The sequence below is a fragment of the Thermococcus sp. genome (assembly GCF_026991495.1).
Lineage (GTDB): Archaea > Methanobacteriota_B > Thermococci > Thermococcales > Thermococcaceae > Thermococcus.
Window position 1 is genome coordinate 1 of sequence record NZ_JALXBJ010000053.1, and the last position, 15,729, is coordinate 15,729.

Here is a 15,729-nt window from a genome sequence, read left to right on the forward strand (position 1 = left end):
GCCTTATTAAGTTGCAAAAACTTAAAAGGGTTTCGACTGTTTAATGGTTGTCTGGTGGTTTACTACATCCCCGCCCTAAAGGACGAGGCTTTCAAAAGAAAAAAGTAATAGACAGTTGTCCCAAAGTCTCCAGCGTAGTTCTCTTCCCAGCCTATCCTTGTGCCAACGACGCTGAAGCCTGCACCTGCGTTGGTGTAGTTTCCCAATACTGGGGCTGTTTTTAGAACCAACGCTACTAATATGAATACCACTATCCCCACTCTGTACCAAAGTTCTCTCATGATGTGACCACTATCACCAACCTGCATAAGTTTTTATAAATTTTTCGATTGAGTATCAATGGCACAAGCGGTGGAGGTTACGTTCGGGGTTTTAGAAGGGCCCATCGAGGCTGAGGAGGCAATGCTCTCTGCTTTTTGGGCATGATCTGTTTTGCATCCCGACCAACAACTTTAAAAGCCCTCCCCTTAAGCCTAACGTAGTGAATTCTCTGAATCCAGGAGGTGGTTAGAGATGAACCCGTTCCACGACATAGAACCCGGGCCGGAGGTTCCGGAGGTCGTTTACGCCCTCATAGAGATTCCGAAGGGGAGCAGGAACAAGTACGAGCTCGACAAGAAGACCGGTCTTATTAAGCTCGACCGCGTCCTATACAGCCCGTTCTTCTACCCGGTCGACTACGGGATAATCCCGCAGACCTACTACGACGACGGCGATCCCTTTGACATAATGGTCGTGATGCGTGAGCCCGTTTACCCGCTCACCATAATCGAGAGCAGGCCCATCGGGATAATGAAGATGAACGACAGCGGCGACAAGGACTGGAAAGTCTTAGCGGTTCCGGTTGATGACCCTTACTTCAAGGACTGGAAGGACATAGAGGACGTTCCAAAGGCCTTCCTCGATGAGATAGCCCACTTCTTCCAGCGCTACAAGGAGCTCCAGGGTAAGGTCACCAAGGTTGAGGGCTGGGGCAACGCCGAGGAGGCCAAGAAGGAGATCCTCCGTGCCATAGAGCTCTACAAGGAGAAGTTCGGCAGGAAGGAGTGATATTTCTCTTTCCCCAATTTAAGGGAGGTTTAGGCATGTACAAGCTCCTGAAGGTTAAGGACGTCGTCAGGATACCACCTAAGATGTTCACGATGGATCCAAAGGAAGCCGCCAAGATAGTCCTCCGTGAAACCTATGAGGGCATCTACGACCGTGAGGAGGGCGTTATCTTAGCGGTTATGGACGTTGATGAGATCGGGCAGGGCGTCATAGTGCCCGGGGACGGCGCCACCTACCACGAAGTGGTCTTCAGAGTGCTCCTCTGGAAGCCGGAGATGCACGAGGTAGTTGAGGGGGAGGTAATCGACGTTGCCCCCTACGGCGCGTTCATAAGGATAGGCCCAATGGACGGTCTCGTCCACATAAGCCAGCTCATGGACGACTACGTCGTCTTCGATGAGAAGAACAAGCAGTTCCTCGGCAAGGAGACGAAGAGAATACTCAAGCTCGGTGATGAGGTCAGGGCAAGGATCATAGCAGTTAGCGTGAAGAGCCGCGTTATCAGGGAGAACAAAGTCGGCCTAACGATGAGGCAGCCCGGGCTCGGCAAGAGGGACTGGATAGAGAAAGAGAAGAGGAAGGCCAAGGAGGCCTGATCCATGGTGAAGGAGCGGGCGTGCAGGCACTGCCATTACATAACAACCGAAGACCGCTGTCCCGTCTGCGGGAGCAGGGATTTAAGCGACGAGTGGTTTGACCTCGTTATAGTAATCGATCCCGAGAGGAGCAGGATAGCCAAGAAGCTCGGGGTCACGGTTCCCGGTAAGTACGCAATACGCGTGAGATGAACATGAGAGGGGACTTCTACTTTCTTTTAACGCCCGAACTTCGAAGAGAGCTCAAGGAACCCCTCGGTGAGCTGGTTAAGGGGCCCATCCCGGAACCCTACGTTAAGCTAAGCCCCCTCCTGAGGGGTGCGCCTTTTCTTGTAACGGTTGGGGACGTTGTTACTGAGAACGTTATTGCCCTCGGGATTCTCCCTGGAGTGGCGATATACGACCACAGAACCAAAAGAAAGGACTACAACCCGGCAATCTACTCAAAGGCAGCTTTTATGACGGTCAAAAATCCCCCGGGGACTGTAACGAAAGCTTTATTAGAGGCCGTCAGAAGGGGGATTGAAACCGCCCTGAGGGGCAGGTGCGTCCACATAAAGGTGAACGGTGAGGAGGATCTCGCGGCCATCCCTGCCGTCCTCTACGCTCCCAACGGCTCGGTCGTGCTCTACGGCCAGCCCGACGAGGGGGTAGTGCTTATAAGGGTAACACCCGAATGCAAGCGCAGGTGTGGAAGGATACTCGCGAAGATGGAGGTGGTTCGCAATGGAGATTAGGGTTACAGAGGTTAAGGAGAACAAACTCCTCGGGAGGAAGGAGATACACTTCGAGGTCATGCATGCCGGAGAAGCGACCCCGAGCAGGGAGGCGGTGAAGGGTAAGCTCGCGGCGATGCTCGACCTCGATCCCAACACGATGGTCATCCAGTACATAAAGAGCTACTTCGGAAGCCACGTCAGCAAGGGTTACGCCAAAGCCTACGAGACGAGGGAGAGGATGCTCTACATCGAGCCTGACTACGTCCTCCTCCGTGAGGGCTTCATCCAGAAGGAGGAAGAGTGAGGTGGTTTGAATGGCCAAGAAGAAGAGGACGAGCCAGAAGTGGAAGCTCTACCAGGTCAAGGGCGGCAAGGTCATCAGGAAGAACAAGTTCTGCCCGCGCTGCGGCCCGGGCGTCTTCATGGCCGACCACGGCGACCGCTGGAGCTGCGGAAGGTGCGGCTACACCGAGTGGAAGAAGTGACTTTTCTTCTTTTGGCAACCTTTGAAATTTTGGTACACCTGTTGGGGAAACGGCTCGATCAAGAACCCGGTAGGTTCAAAAACCTTTATCTTACTATGGCTGCCATGCCAACCTACTACGGCCTCAAGCTCAAGCTCCACCCCCAGGTCTACGAGCCGGCAGAGGACACCTTCCTGCTCGCCGAGAACCTCGCGGTTAAACCCGGGGACAGGGCCCTTGACATGGGCACGGGCAGCGGCCTGATAGCCCTCTTCATGGCGAAAAAAGCTGAATTCGTCCTTGGGGTGGACGTAAATCCCATAGCGGTGGAGCTCGCAAGGGAAAACGCTAAAATAAACGGCATAGGCAACGTGGAGTTCATCGTCAGCGACCTCTTTGAAAACGTGGAGGGGGAGTTCGACTTGGTGACCTTCAACGCCCCCTACCTGCCCGGTGAAGCCAAGGAGCCAATAGACCTCGCCCTCGTCGGCGGTGAGGGGGGCAGAGAGGTTGTTGACCGCTTCATCGGGGAGGTTGGGGACTACCTCAGGGCAGGTGGGATGGTTCAGCTCGTGCAGAGCTCTATAACTGGAGTCGAGGAGACCTTAAGGCTCTTCAAGAAGTTCGGGTTCCAGGCGAGGGTTGCCGCAAAGGTCCATTTCTTTTTTGAAGACATAGTACTCGTAAACGCCAAAAAAGTTTAAGAAGTCCTTCCACTAACCTGGGATGATTGTAATGAGTGCTGGCTACAGTCTGGCCGCGGTTGCCGCCGGGGGTTTAATCCTGATCATCAGTGGTGTAGTCCTGTTCAGGTCTTACACCTACTACCGTATGTTCTCAAGCCTTGAAGCTAAGAAGCTCGCGAGGCTCTCAGAGATTTCTGCCCTTATGGCGGTGTTTGGGAGTCTCTCCGTCATCTACAGCGGTCTCACAGGTGAGAACATCTGGCCCATAATAGCTGCCTTTTACAGCATCTCTTACCTGTTGGTTCTCTGGGCGGTTCTCTACTACCTCAACATGCTCTACCGTCATAGCGTTGTTAATAAAAAGGGAGGGGAGCCGCCCGGGGAAGTGGAGGAGAGCAAAAACCTGCTCAAGGGCGGCTTCTCAATAAGTCCCGAGCAAATACGTTATCTAAGCGCCATCTGTAGCAGGTTCAACGGAAAGGTTTACGTCGGAAGGAGCAGAAAGCCGAGGGGTTGTGAGGCCTTCGATCTCTCCCTCTGGCTCACGCGCATCGAGGCCCCTAACGGCGTTGACCCCTCCAAGCTCCACGTAATCCAGGGCCGTATCTTAGAGTTTCTCTCCAATAAGAGGGGATCCCTCGTGGTCTTGGACGGCATCGAGTACCTCCTCCTTCACAACGATTTCAAGGGGCTCGTCAAGTTCCTCACCTCCCTCAAAGACCACGTTCTCCTTTATGACTCCCTCCTCATAGTTATCCTCGATCCAAGGGTTCTCGACAGGAGGCAGCACTCTGTCCTCCTCAGGGAGTTTCCGGAGTTCAACTTTGAGGAGATCATAACCGAGGAGGAGAGGAAGGCCCTCTTCGGTGTCCTGAGCAAGGAGGAGCTTGAGAAGGCTGAGGAGACGCATCAGTCCGGAACCTCATGATGCTCCCTGCACCTCGCCTCGTAGCTCTCCCTCCCGCCTACCTGTATGACGGGTGAGTTCTTTGGAGCGGGCTTTCCGTCAATGAGCCTCTGGCTCCTTGTTGCGGGTCTTCCGCAGACGGTGCAGACGGCCGTGAGGTAAACTATGTTGTCGGCCCTGACGAGGAGCTCTTTAGTAACTGGAAAGGGATCGCCCTTGAAATCGAGGTTGAGCCCGCTCGCTATGACGTAAACCCCCTCATCAGCCAGGCCGTTTAGAACATCCACTATGCCAATGGGGAAGAACTGAACCTCGTCCACTCCTATGACTTCAAGGCCCTCTCCGAGGGTTCTCTCCCTTATGAGCTCAACCCCGTCCTCGGTTGTTGGCACCACGTAGGCTCCATAGCTCAGCCCGTTGTGGGCGACGACCTCCTCTGCAGAATAGCGGGTGTCTACGGCCGGCTTGAAGAGCGCGACCTTCCTCTTGGCGAAGGCCTGCCTCTCGATCCTCTTTATGAGCTCGGTCGTTTTTCCCGCGAACATTGGACCGGTGATTACCTCAAGAAACCCTCCGGGATGCATTCGATCACCGGGGGAAGTGGGAAATGTGAGTTAAAACTTTACCTCTCCAGTTTCCTCACTATCAGTTTGACAAACGTTTCCTTGAAAAAGCTGAATAAAGGGGCTACGCCCCGTTCTCCCTCTTTATCTCGTGGACTAAAACTTCGAGCCTTTCTATGAAATCGCTGCCCACGGGGAGGTTCTCCTTGATGAGGAGCTCCACCGCTGATATCGCGTTGCTCAGGTCGCCGAGGTTCTGAACGGTGTAGAACTTGAGGTCGTTGAGTGTGTTCAGCAGTTCAGCCCGGTTGTTGAGCTCGGCGTAAGCTAACGCTAATTTTCCGAGGGCTTCAACGACCAAGCGGCGGTTCTTCATTATCTCCTCCGCGCTCGTGCTTCTCTTCAGGGCGCTCATGCTCTCACTCAGACTCCTCCTCAGCTCTACAACCTGCCTCTCCAGTTCGGCCTTCCTTTTCTCCGACTCCTCAACTTTTTTCAGGTCTTTCAGGAACTCGTTAACGCTCCCATAGCGCTCCTCCTTCTTTTTAGCCAGTAGCTTCTCGAAGACCCCATCATACTTTGCCAGTTCTGGCTTGAGCTTTGAGGGTGGCGTGAAGTGGTAGTTCTCGTCAACTATCTTTCCAAAGACCTCCTCGTAGGTGTAGCCCTCGAAGGGCAGTTTGCCGGTGAGAAGCTCGTAAAACGTGACACCCAGCTGCCAGATGTCGGTTCTTGCATCGGTGTGCCCGTACTTGCTCGGCATCAAGTGCTCTGGGGCCGCGTAGAGCGGTGTGTAGCCCATCACGCTCCTGCTTGAGCTCATGGTTCCGAGCTTTGCCAAGCCCCAGTCGGTTATCTTTGGTGCCAAGTTGCTCTTTAGGAGAACGTTGAGCGGTTTTAAGTCCCTGTGGTAGATTCCCTTCGAGTGTGCGTGCTTTAATCCCTCGGCGATGCCCCGGATCAGGTTTAAGGCGGTTTCCTCGTCCGTCGGCTTTGGGTACCCGTCAAGGGTTCTGATGGTCTTTCCGTTGAGGTTTACTCCCTCGACGTATTCCATTTCGAGGTATGGGACGGGCAGAATGTCAACGTCGTAGAGTTTAACGATGTTTGGATGGTCGAGGTGGAGCCACGTTGAGACCTCGCGGATGAAGGTTTTGCTGGTTTTCTCGTCTATGCGCGGGATCTTGAGGGCGATGATTTTTCCGTCCTTCTTTCGTTTGACCTTGAAGACCTTGGCGAAGCCGCCCTCGCCGAGGAACTCAAGGGGCTCGTAGCGGGAGAGGAGGGCAGTGGGGAAGCCCGGAACTGGAGTTGAAACGGCGTGTTTTTCTACCCCTCTGGGACTCCCAGCCTCCGTGGGCTTTTGAGGTGCTGGTCTCGGCTTCTCCTCAGCAACCAGCTTTGTTTTCTCTACTCTCTCAAACTCGACTATTTGACTATTCAAGTCCACGCGCTTGACTCTCCATCCAGCGTTCATCCAGCCCCTTACAGCATGAGAGTGAGTTCTGTCGTTTCCCCACCATGCCCTGTATTTCTTTGCGGACTCCGGGAGCTCGGCGTTGATTATCTTCTCTATCTCCTCAAACCTCAGCTTAACAGCATCGTCCTTTATCTTTGAGAGATAGGTCCCAAGTGCTTCGTATTTAGGGGTTGGCTGTGATGGGGAGGGAATGCCCCCTGTGGCGGGGCCTGAGGAAGTTGCCTTGTTTTCCTCTTGGGCTGTTTCCATTTTGGAGCCCCTTGATTTGACGATGATTCCCCCCACTACCGTGAGGACTAATAGGCCGGCAAGGATGTAGGTTTTGGGTATCCCGCTGCTCGCTGTCGCCTGGGCAGAAGGCTTGGCCGGTGTTAGTACTGCCGTAATGCTCGCCTCCTCCCCGGGGTTTACAGTTACCGTTTTTGTAAAGTTCTGATAGCCGTCCTTAATGAGCGTGATCTCATGGGTTCCCGCGGTCACGGTGTAGTTTTCGAGGGGAGTAGTTCCGACCTTTTTCCCATCAACGTACACTTCTGCGCCGCTCGGGTTGCTCTTAACTGTCAGCTTCCCCATCTCCGGGCTGAGGGTAACGTTGAGAACCTTGAGCTCCCCGTACTTTATTGAGATGGCATAGGCCCTCTCGGCATATCCAGCCTTCCTGATGGCGACCTCGTGGATTCCTTCCGGGATGGTGTAATTCCTGAGCGGTGTCGTTCCGACCTTTTTTCCGTCGATGTAAACCTCTGCACCGCTCGGATTGCTGTTAACAGTCAATTTCCCGGTTGCGGGCACTAAGACCACGTTGAGGGTCTTGAGTTCGTTGGCCTTGATTTGAACGGCGTAGGCCGCGGGAACGTAAGCGTTCTTCTTCACTACAACCTCATGGATGCCCACTGGGATCCTGTAGTTCTTGAGTGGAGTTGTCCCCACCAGCCTCCCATCAATGTAAACCTCCGCACCGCTTGGAAGGCTGTCAACCGTCAGAAGGCCGTATTCGTTTGCCTGGTCTGTGGGGGTACTGGATGCAGTTACCCAGCATATAGAACATGAGCTAACCGAATGGATCGCCAACGGCGCGAGGATCAGGATTATGACCAAGATCACGGAAAAGCCTTTCATTCGATCACCACCTGTGCCGAGTTGTGGAAATTCAATTCGTCTCTCCCGAAGGATACCTTTATACTCTGGAATTCCCATTTGTGAGCTCTTAACCTTCTCGAACGCTTCTTCCTTTCCTTTTTGAGCATATTGTGCTCTGTTGTTTTTCTCATGTTACCACCCGCCTTACTATGTAATCGGGGAATAAGAGGTTTTCGGCCTAATTCCTAAGCTCGCCCTTCAGTCTGAGGTACTCTTCCCTCTTGAGGGAGAAGTCTTCAGCAGATTGCAAAAGGGAGTTGACGAGTTTAACCTGCTCTTTAAACACCCCATCCGGTTCTCCCTGAGTTTTTTCACGTAGAACTTTATGAAGGCAAGCCTCTCTTCCATATCGCGCTTAGAACGGAATCAACCCCGAGTTTCTCCGCGCAGTTCAGAGCCCTCCTGTCCAGGAGATCTTTGAACATCTCGTGGAGGAATGGTACCACTATATCCCCTGCCCTCATGGCCGTGTTTGCCGCTTTTGCCTTGGCTTTTGTTGCGGGCTGGTATTCCGCAGGGATTTATAGAGACTTGCCGAATGGTACTCAGCAAGGGTTTATAAAGTGCCGCTGAACAGTACTCCGCAAGTCTTTATAAACCCCCTCTCCATTCCCCCTCAGGTGAGAGCATGGGGAGACCCGTTTTCCTCGGCAAAGCTTACGTAAACTGGTGCGAGAAGTGCAACGTCCCTCTGATTGGCGATAGCTGCGCCGTTCACGGAAAGGAGGGTGTTTTCAGGCTGAACATAACGCCCCCCGGCGACCTGCGCTTCGCCTTCGAGAGGGACATCGAGTTCATCCGTTCCGTCTTTGAGGAGCACTACGGGGTGGACGTCGGCGAGATCTTTGACGGCAAAATAGTTCTCCTCAACAAGCTCCCGAGCGAGGACGACGCCTACGAGGTCATCGTGGACGGCTACGTTTTCGGCTACGTCAAATTCGACCCGCTTGAGCTGAGGTGGCGCGCCGGCTTAAAGGTTGAAGGCGCTACAGCCCTCTGGAGGCTCTACGGAAGGGAAATGAAGAAGTGGGTAATAGCGGACAAGGGTGCGGTGGAGCCGATAAGGAACGGGGCGAACCTCTTAGCTGTCGGCGTTCTCGATGCAGAGCCGAGCATTAGGGTGGGCGATGAGGTAGTCATCGTTTCCGAGGACGGGGAGGTCTTCGCGACCGGAATAGCGAAGAAGGATTATAAGGCCTTAATCCGGGGCGAGCGGGGAACAGGGGTAAAACCGAAGCGGCAGAAGACTGTGAGGTACCACGAGGGAAGGAAAGCAACGCTGGAGGACGTTTTAAGGGCCAACAGCATCGAGCTTGAGAGAAAGGTGGAAGAAGCGAGGCACTTTATGAGGAAGACCGCGAACAGGCATTCGAACCTCCCGGTCGCGGTGGCCTTCTCCGGCGGGAAGGACAGCTTAGCCGTTCTCGGCCTGGCCCTGGAGGAGTTTGGAAAGGGCTTCACAGTCTTCTTCAATAACACCGGAATAGAGTTCCCGGAGACGGTTGAGTACGTGGAGGAGCTTAGGGGGGAGCTTGAGCCGAAGGGGATAAAGTTCATCGTTGCAGATGCCGGCGACGCCTTCTGGAGGGCTCTCTACGTTTTCTCTCCGCCCGGTCGCGATTACCGCTGGTGCTGTAAGGTCACGAAGCTCGGCCCGATAACTTTAGCTATAAAGGAGAACTATCCCGAAGGAGTCCTCATGTTCGTCGGCCAGAGGAAGTACGAGAGCATAAAGCGTTTCAAGCAGCCCCGGGTTTGGAGGAACGAGTGGGTGCCCAACGAGATTGGGGCGTCACCGATATTCCACTGGAGAGCGATAGAGGTCTGGCTCTACATCTTCAGCAGGAAGCTCCCATACAACCCGCTCTACGAGAGGGGTTTCGACAGAATAGGCTGTTTCCTCTGCCCAAGCGCTTCTTTAGCTGAGTTCGAGCGACTTAAGCGCGAGAAGCCCGAGCTATGGGAGAAGTGGTTTAGAGCACTGGACTACTGGAGGAGACGCTTTAACCTTCCCGAGGAGTGGATCACCTCCGGTTTCTGGCGCTGGAAGAGGCTGAGCAAAGGCGAGAAGGTCATAGCGAGTAAGCTCGGCGTTGAAATTCCAGAGGAGCGCTCGTGGGAGCCGGTGAGGGTTGAGATAGGGGAAACACCAGAGGGTTACGAGCTGGAGTTCAACACGCTGTTGAACAAAAGGCGCCTCCTTGAGGTCGCCCCAATTCTCGGCGAGGTTACCGTTGAGGGAGACGTCGTTAGGGCCGGTGAGGTGGAGTTTCTGACCGGAACGAGGAAAGCTAGAGCGCCGAACGAGGAGGAAGCGTGGAACGCTTACTATCTCGTCAAGCGCGCCTACGAGTGCGTCGGCTGCGGCGTCTGCGTCGGAAAATGCCCTGAAAACGCTCTAAGCATAGACGAAAGGAGCAAAAAGATAGTCGTGAACCCCGAGCTCTGCACCCACTGCATGGACTGCATGGAGGTCTGCCCGCTCCTCAAGATAAAGAACCCCGAGGAGGGAAGCCAGCTTTAGTTTTCTTTTTTACCGCCTTTCCTCTCTCCTGTGGTTGGGAACCTGGGAGGATGAGTTCAGTGTGATTCTGGGGCACCTTTATAAACTCCTTTCCTTTTTCTCCCACCGGTGAGGAAAGTGGAGGAGATCTTTGTCTGTCCGGAGTGCGGTAGCGAGAACGTCGAGGTAATACGGGAGCGCGGGAGGGAACTGACCCTGAGATGTAACGAGTGCGGTCACGTATGGCACGTTACCCTTCCAAAGCTGGTTAAGGTTCCCCTCATAGTCAGCAAGCACGAGGTCAGCTTCAAAACCTTCGCGGAGCTTCCAGAGGGCGAGGAGATCGGGGTCGGCGACATAGTCGAGACCGAAGATGATGAGGTCAGGATCACTGGGATAGAACTCGAAGAGAACAGGCGCGTTAACCAGGCAAAGGTCGGGGAAGTCAAGACCCTCTGGGGCGAGAGCCTTACCTATCCAAAGGTCATCAAGGTGTCCGTCTACCTTCCAAAGGGCCTCACCCAGGCCTTCCGGGTGAAGGTCTCGAGGGATGAGGAGTTCGCCGTTGGAGAAGTCGTTGAAGTTGGCGGCTACACCTTCAGGATCGAGAAGATAAAGACGAGGGGGAAGATGCTCACGCACGGCGTGGCTAAGGCCGATGAGATAACCGTGCTCATGGGACACGGCATTCCGCGCGCGAGGGCGAGGAGGAAGCTTGAGCTCTACAGGGGTTATAGAAAGGAGAGCGCCGGGAGGGGCGGCAGCAGGTGATACCATGAGGCGCAGGACGCTTTACAGGGCCCTTCTCGTCCTCGTGCTGTTCCTGCTCTTCCTCTACACCCTCGGGGTGGCCGGCTTCATCCCCTTCAAGGTGAGCTATTACATCACCCTCTTCCTCATACTCCTCTTCGTTCTCCTCAGGTGGGAGGGGCGCCGGAGGGTTCTCAGGTGAGCCACTTCGTGCTTCCCTTTCCGCGTCCTATGCTCTCTCTCAGCAACGCGCCCCATAGGGGAGGCCTAACCAAAGCCAGTGGATTCTTCTTCATGATGGTTCCCAAGGACTACTCAGGCGACTACAGAGAGGACTGCCAGGCCTTCGAAGGGGAGAACGGACTTGAAAACTTCGTCGGCTTCATGACCGCCGCGGACATAGAGAAGGTTCTCTCAATCGCCAAAAGCGGGAGCGTTACGGCCTACGTCACCGCGGGAATAACCAATCCTGCCACAGCGGGCGAAGAACCACCCCATTGGAGGCCGGGCACGATAAACATCGCCCTCGTCATTGAGGATGGCCTAACCGTCGGCGCAATGGCCAACGCGATAATGACGGCAACAGAGGCAAAAACCTACACCCTTCTAAAACTCGGCTACAACGCCACCGGGACGACGAGCGACGGGATCGGGGTTTTCGCATTTAAAGGCGAAAAGGAGTGGGCGGGAACGGCTACAGAGCTTGGAATAAACATTGGGAGAGCAGTAAGACAGGCCTTGGAGGAGAGTTTGAGGAAGTGGGAGGAAACGAGAAGGGCCAGCGATAGCCCTTAAGGATCTCCTCCTGTTTATAGAAGATGGGAATTACACGAACAATATGAGGGAGACATAACCGGGTTATACGTTAGATGGGGGTTAATTTTGGTTGAACTTCATTTGTTTGAGCATTAACTCTCCCGTGCATTCGGTTGTTAACCTTTGGTTTAAATAATGCTTATATACCACAAACTGTCACAATTTAAGTGCAGAACCCTGTTTGGGGGGGTCGATGAGGAGGCGTGCACTGCTGGCTATACTTGTGGCTTTGCTCGTGATTGGAGCATATGGTGTCTATGTAGTCAGCTACCCTAAGTATCCGGAAGTCAAGGGCTGCGTGAACCCGTTTGCAGTCACAAGACCCGTGGGCAAGGTCCAGGAGAACTGGTCAAAAGTCCACGTGTTCTTCAAGCTGGCAACGAGCAGGGACTTCTGGAAGCTGGCGAAACCCTGGCAGGTGGATTACTCTCACGTTAAAGTCGTCAAGCACACGATTGACTACAATGGAGAAAAAATAACCATGCTCGCCATGGGGATCCCGCTAAAGGATAAGAAGCATGTCATAGTTCTCTACGAATTCTCAAAGCCCGTACAGGGAGTGAAGGTGAGGGGATATCTATTCGAAGTGCCTGAGACAAACACCAAGGATAAAACTATAAAGACAGTAGCGATTACAACAAACGGAGTTTATACCCCCACCAACAGTTGTCCACATGAATGCAATTCTGATTCTGATTGTCCTATAACCTACCATTGCAATGAGTACTGTTGTAATGTGGATTGGACTAAGGCAATTCACTGCTGTTGGGGATGTGTATTTGCATGCGCAAATCCTGTAACCTGTGTTCTCTGCATTGAAACAGTGTGCCCTTGGTGTGTGGAAGATAACTGTCTTCAGTGGGGAAGCGAATGTGAAGGGGGGTGGGTTCCTGGTCCTTAAGGAGGGGATAGTATGAAACCCGAAGAAAAAGCCTCTCTTCCCATGGTCTTTGTTTTTCTGGTTCTTCTTCTCTCATTGGTCTGGACTGGCAATGGAGGGTATGGCACAAAGCTGAAGGTCTCTCTCGTGCTGGCAGTGCCCATTCTGGTGGTTGTTGGCATCATTCTGGCCCTTCAGCGGTGGTGGAGGAACACGCTATTGGCTTACTCCTTGGGACTTTTTATCCTTGCCGTGGGATACGTAGCGTCGGGTTACATACTCCTTGGAAAAACAAACGTTTTGCCCGCTGTGGTTGGTATTCTTATTGGAGTTGCCTTCATACTTAAAAGATGGGAGAAAACGCCATCATCCGGTGATGCGTCCTGAGTTATGCTGTGGGAGGAGAAGGCCATAAATGCGAGCCAATAATACCAGTTTATAATTGATGCATACCGCAGAAAGTTGCAATATGCGGTCCGGGTATTGCGGAGGGGTGCTGTACTGAACATGGATTGCAGGTGTAGATTTGGGGGGCATGCCATGAAAAAGTTTGGAGTTCTTATACTAATTTTTTCTTTACTATAGGCGGGATCATCCTTGCTTGGTACTCAGACAAGAATCTAAAACCTTTCGTGTTTAATGGCCTCATTGCCTATGTGCTGGTGATTTTAGTGCCTTGGAGGTTCCTTAAGGGCTTGAGTCCCAAACATCAATACCTGCGGTGGGTTTTGTGGATCATAGTTTCATTAACGTTTTCAGCGATATGGAGTGAAGAAACTGAAGACAAGACAATATTCTTATACGTTACCTCGGGGATCCTGTGGATTATAGTTAGCCTTATATCAACAAGTCCAAATAGTGCTTGGACTAAGAAGATCAAGAATTTTTAGAGGTTAGGAGAAAGACCGAACTGCTCAGGAAATAACTCTATGGCCCCAAAATAAAAGAGAAGTCAGCCGGAGACGCCAGAAACCCAAAAAAAGAGTTGGAGAATAAACATTGGAAGGGTCGTTAGGCAGGCACTGAGAGAAAGCCTGAGAATGGGAGGAAACGAGAAGGGTTAAATAGCTTTGCTCCCTATCTAATGCTGGTGGGAGAATGGAAGACGTTGAGAGTCAGGTCGAAAAGCTGTTCCTTGATGCGCAGAATCTCCTGTTGAAGTTGCGGCTGAAGGAACTTCGGAAGGGCAAGGTTACCTTAGAGGACCTCATTCAACTTGCGGAAGAGGAGACTGAGTATACAGAAGACGTAAAGGACATAACCCAGATGATACGGGAGATGAGGGAGAGGGACTATGACTACTGACCTCGTCCTCGACACGAGTGTCTTTGTAAAGGGCTTTGTTCCACCAAAGCGAAAGAAAAGGGACGAAGTTTACTACTCCCGGCTCGCGCTTCACAGAAAAGCGAAGTCCATCCTCAATGAGGTGGCCATGGGTGAAATACTGCTCCACGAGCCGGTTGTCATGCTTGTAGAGACGGCTTCTGTCGTTTCGCGCCTTTCCAGTAGCCCCGCCCTTCCCAGGCTTGCAGTCAGTTTTATCACGGAACATTCCCTGCTGTACTCGGACGTTTACCTCCTTGAAACCGCCATTGACATTGGGATCACCACGAAAGCGAGTGGCTTCGACGTCCTTTTCCTGGCCTGTGCAAAGAAGGCAAACGCCAAGCTAATCACCGACGATAAAAAGATGTACGAGAAAGCAGTAAAAGCAGGGATAAAGGCCGAACTGCTCAGGGAGATAACTCTATAGTCTCAAAAATGAAAGAGAAGTTAGCCGGGGAGCCAGAAACACAGAGGAGTTGGAATAAACATCGGGAGGATCGTTAGCTCTTTCCAATTGCCCGGTAGTGTATGACGTGGGAAGCCGGAACACCGAGCAACCACCCTACCCACCCGATTATTCCGAGCAGGGTCACCGAACCCACCGTTGCGATGAGGTATAAAAGCCCCTGAATCCTAAACGCTGAAATCTCGGTTTTCCGGGATATGCTCGATAGACCGTAGTAGTACAGAATCCCAGAGGCGGAAAGGAGGAGGAACTCCGCCGTTGAGAATCTAAGTCCACTGGAGCTACCGTTCAAGACGAGTACCCCAGGCTGATGGGTCAGTGTGCCTAAGGCAGGTGCCATTAGGGCCATCGCTCCAATTAAGGTGAGGAGCGTCTTCTCGTCGTGTTCACCGGTTGCCCATGGGAGCAGAAGGACGTAGATGAAGAAAGATGTCAGGAACGCCACGTCCCCGTACCTCTCTGAGGGTTCACCGAGTAAGATCGCTACCAGGGGCAGCAGGCTGATAACGATTCCGATGAGGGCCTTTTTCTCATTGTGCATATTTATCCACCTTCTTCATGCTTGATCTGAAACTATATAAACATTTTGGAAGTATCGCGTTCACTGTTGAGCTCAGCGGGGGGTATGAGAAGATTATAAAGAAATGGCCGAACTCAGCGGTCATCCCTTCATGCTCATCAGTCTCCGGTAGAGCTCCTCCACCTTTTCGCTGACCTCTTCCGGCGAGAAGCCGGCCTTCACAGCGAGCCAGGTTGCCCCTCCAGCCCCAACGCCTTCCTTGACGTAGCCTTTTTCGTAGTCCCTCAATCCCTTAAACTCGCTCTTCGAGAAGTCGAGGTCGGCGGAATAGGTTATTATCCCGATCTCCCTCGCCGTCTCAATGAAGGTGGCGCTCCTATCGTTGATGACCCACTTCGTTGTGGCTATCATGAAGCGGTCGAGGGCCTCTCCGAGGGCCTTTAGCAGGGCGGAAACCGCTAACATCTGGGTTCCGCCGGCGAGGACGATATCCTTCCTGAAGCCGAGGGACAGGCCTATGACGGTAGCCATCATCGGGTCTCCGAACTGCCTCAGCGCTTCGAGCGGGTTATCCCTCAGCTGCCCCTTTTCGAGGCCTACCCTACTAAAGGCCTCGGCTATGACCCTCTCCTTGAGGCTCTGCGGGTTTTCAGGCGAGGCCGAGCTCGTCCTTGCATCGTATCCGAGGGCCCAGAGAACGGCCTGGGCTGTGGTCGTTCCTCCGGGGGTTGATTCTCCAACCACGAGTTCCTTGATTGATGACTTGTTCAGCTCTTCTCCAAGGAGCTTGGCGCGCTTTAGTATGTCCCCGAACTCCGGTAAAGCCGGCTCCTTTCTGAAGTCCCTCCCGACGGCGTTGCTTA

22 protein-coding genes are annotated in these 15,729 nt (G+C 53.2%); 16 read left to right on the forward strand and 6 right to left on the reverse strand.

Features of this window, described 5'->3' with window-relative positions; genetic code table 11:
- Window positions 1-62: 62 nt before the first annotated feature.
- Window positions 63-308 (reverse strand): hypothetical protein, encoded by a 246-nt coding sequence (locus tag MVB78_RS06745; protein ID WP_297489620.1) that lies wholly within the window; start codon window positions 306-308, stop codon window positions 63-65.
- A gap of 205 nt (window positions 309-513) precedes the next feature.
- On the opposite strand from MVB78_RS06745, the gene MVB78_RS06750 reads away from it, so the two are divergent.
- From MVB78_RS06750 to MVB78_RS06785, 8 genes are all read left to right on the forward strand, one after another.
- Window positions 514-1,050, forward strand: coding sequence for an inorganic diphosphatase (locus MVB78_RS06750; RefSeq protein WP_297489622.1), 537 nt, complete (start codon window positions 514-516; stop codon window positions 1,048-1,050).
- Window positions 1,051-1,085: 35 nt separating this feature from the next.
- Window positions 1,086-1,646 (forward strand): DNA-directed RNA polymerase, encoded by a 561-nt coding sequence (locus MVB78_RS06755; protein ID WP_297489624.1) that lies wholly within the window; start codon window positions 1,086-1,088, stop codon window positions 1,644-1,646.
- A gap of 6 nt (window positions 1,647-1,652) precedes the next feature.
- Window positions 1,653-1,838, forward strand: coding sequence for a transcription elongation factor subunit Spt4 (spt4, locus tag MVB78_RS06760; RefSeq protein WP_297489662.1), 186 nt, complete (start codon window positions 1,653-1,655; stop codon window positions 1,836-1,838).
- A 2-nt stretch (window positions 1,839-1,840) separates the two neighbouring features.
- A complete protein-coding gene (locus MVB78_RS06765) occupies window positions 1,841-2,383 on the forward strand; it encodes a GTP-dependent dephospho-CoA kinase family protein (RefSeq protein ID WP_297489664.1) in 543 nt (180 codons plus the stop codon).
- Window positions 2,373-2,669 (forward strand): 30S ribosomal protein S24e, encoded by a 297-nt coding sequence (locus MVB78_RS06770; RefSeq protein WP_297489626.1) that lies wholly within the window; start codon window positions 2,373-2,375, stop codon window positions 2,667-2,669. Before MVB78_RS06765 ends, MVB78_RS06770 begins: the two co-directional genes overlap by 11 nt.
- A 10-nt stretch (window positions 2,670-2,679) precedes the next feature.
- Complete coding sequence (locus tag MVB78_RS06775; protein ID WP_297489628.1) at window positions 2,680-2,850, forward strand: 30S ribosomal protein S27ae; 171 nt, start codon at window positions 2,680-2,682, stop codon at window positions 2,848-2,850.
- A 104-nt stretch (window positions 2,851-2,954) separates the two neighbouring features.
- A complete protein-coding gene (locus MVB78_RS06780) occupies window positions 2,955-3,533 on the forward strand; it encodes a HemK2/MTQ2 family protein methyltransferase (protein ID WP_297489666.1) in 579 nt (192 codons plus the stop codon).
- Window positions 3,534-3,555: 22 nt separating this feature from the next.
- Window positions 3,556-4,443: a DUF835 domain-containing protein gene (locus tag MVB78_RS06785; RefSeq protein ID WP_297489630.1), complete on the forward strand. Its 888-nt coding sequence runs from the start codon at window positions 3,556-3,558 to the stop codon at window positions 4,441-4,443.
- Here MVB78_RS06785 and MVB78_RS06790 read toward each other — a convergent pair.
- The 3 genes from MVB78_RS06790 to MVB78_RS06800 all read right to left on the reverse strand — a co-directional run bounded on the left by MVB78_RS06790 (window position 4,425) and on the right by MVB78_RS06800 (window position 7,736).
- The gene (locus tag MVB78_RS06790) at window positions 4,425-5,006 is read right to left on the reverse strand and encodes a thymidine kinase (protein ID WP_297489632.1); all 582 of its coding nucleotides are present in this window, start codon (window positions 5,004-5,006) and stop codon (window positions 4,425-4,427) included. The genes MVB78_RS06785 and MVB78_RS06790 overlap by 19 nt on opposite strands.
- Before the next feature lie 103 nt (window positions 5,007-5,109).
- Window positions 5,110-7,584, reverse strand: coding sequence for a PEGA domain-containing protein (locus tag MVB78_RS06795; RefSeq protein WP_297489633.1), 2,475 nt, complete (start codon window positions 7,582-7,584; stop codon window positions 5,110-5,112).
- Window positions 7,581-7,736 (reverse strand): hypothetical protein, encoded by a 156-nt coding sequence (locus MVB78_RS06800; protein ID WP_297489635.1) that lies wholly within the window; start codon window positions 7,734-7,736, stop codon window positions 7,581-7,583. Before MVB78_RS06800 ends, MVB78_RS06795 begins: the two co-directional genes overlap by 4 nt.
- Window positions 7,737-8,233: 497 nt before the next feature.
- On the opposite strand from MVB78_RS06800, the gene MVB78_RS06805 reads away from it, so the two are divergent.
- The 8 genes from MVB78_RS06805 (at window position 8,234) to MVB78_RS06840 (ending at window position 14,307) form a co-directional block, all read left to right on the forward strand.
- Window positions 8,234-10,129 carry a phosphoadenosine phosphosulfate reductase family protein gene (locus MVB78_RS06805; protein WP_297489637.1) on the forward strand — a complete coding sequence of 632 codons (1,896 nt, stop codon included), beginning with the start codon at window positions 8,234-8,236 and terminating at the stop codon, window positions 10,127-10,129.
- 117 nt (window positions 10,130-10,246) lie between these two features.
- Window positions 10,247-10,879, forward strand: a complete 633-nt coding sequence (locus MVB78_RS06810; protein ID WP_297489668.1) for an HVO_0476 family zinc finger protein — start codon at window positions 10,247-10,249, stop codon at window positions 10,877-10,879.
- A 4-nt stretch (window positions 10,880-10,883) separates the two neighbouring features.
- Entirely contained in the window at window positions 10,884-11,060 is a 177-nt protein-coding gene (locus tag MVB78_RS06815; RefSeq protein ID WP_297489639.1) for a hypothetical protein, read from the forward strand.
- A gap of 29 nt (window positions 11,061-11,089) precedes the next feature.
- Window positions 11,090-11,653 carry an adenosylcobinamide amidohydrolase gene (locus MVB78_RS06820; protein WP_297489669.1) on the forward strand — a complete coding sequence of 188 codons (564 nt, stop codon included), beginning with the start codon at window positions 11,090-11,092 and terminating at the stop codon, window positions 11,651-11,653.
- A 214-nt stretch (window positions 11,654-11,867) separates the two neighbouring features.
- The gene (locus MVB78_RS06825) at window positions 11,868-12,575 is read left to right on the forward strand and encodes a hypothetical protein (RefSeq protein WP_297489641.1); all 708 of its coding nucleotides are present in this window, start codon (window positions 11,868-11,870) and stop codon (window positions 12,573-12,575) included.
- A gap of 12 nt (window positions 12,576-12,587) precedes the next feature.
- Entirely contained in the window at window positions 12,588-12,941 is a 354-nt protein-coding gene (locus tag MVB78_RS06830; protein ID WP_297489651.1) for a hypothetical protein, read from the forward strand.
- A gap of 711 nt (window positions 12,942-13,652) precedes the next feature.
- Complete coding sequence (locus MVB78_RS06835; RefSeq protein ID WP_297489653.1) at window positions 13,653-13,859, forward strand: hypothetical protein; 207 nt, start codon at window positions 13,653-13,655, stop codon at window positions 13,857-13,859.
- The gene (locus MVB78_RS06840; protein ID WP_297489655.1) at window positions 13,849-14,307 is read left to right on the forward strand and encodes a type II toxin-antitoxin system VapC family toxin; all 459 of its coding nucleotides are present in this window, start codon (window positions 13,849-13,851) and stop codon (window positions 14,305-14,307) included. Before MVB78_RS06835 ends, MVB78_RS06840 begins: the two co-directional genes overlap by 11 nt.
- A gap of 73 nt (window positions 14,308-14,380) precedes the next feature.
- Here the strand turns inward: MVB78_RS06840 and MVB78_RS06845 are convergent, their stop codons facing one another.
- On the reverse strand, window positions 14,381-14,887 hold the full coding sequence (locus tag MVB78_RS06845) for a hypothetical protein (protein WP_297489657.1): 507 nt from the start codon (window positions 14,885-14,887) through the stop codon (window positions 14,381-14,383).
- A gap of 120 nt (window positions 14,888-15,007) precedes the next feature.
- On the reverse strand, window positions 15,008-15,729 hold a 722-nt coding region (locus tag MVB78_RS06850), incomplete at its 5' end, for a nicotinate-nucleotide--dimethylbenzimidazole phosphoribosyltransferase (protein WP_297489660.1).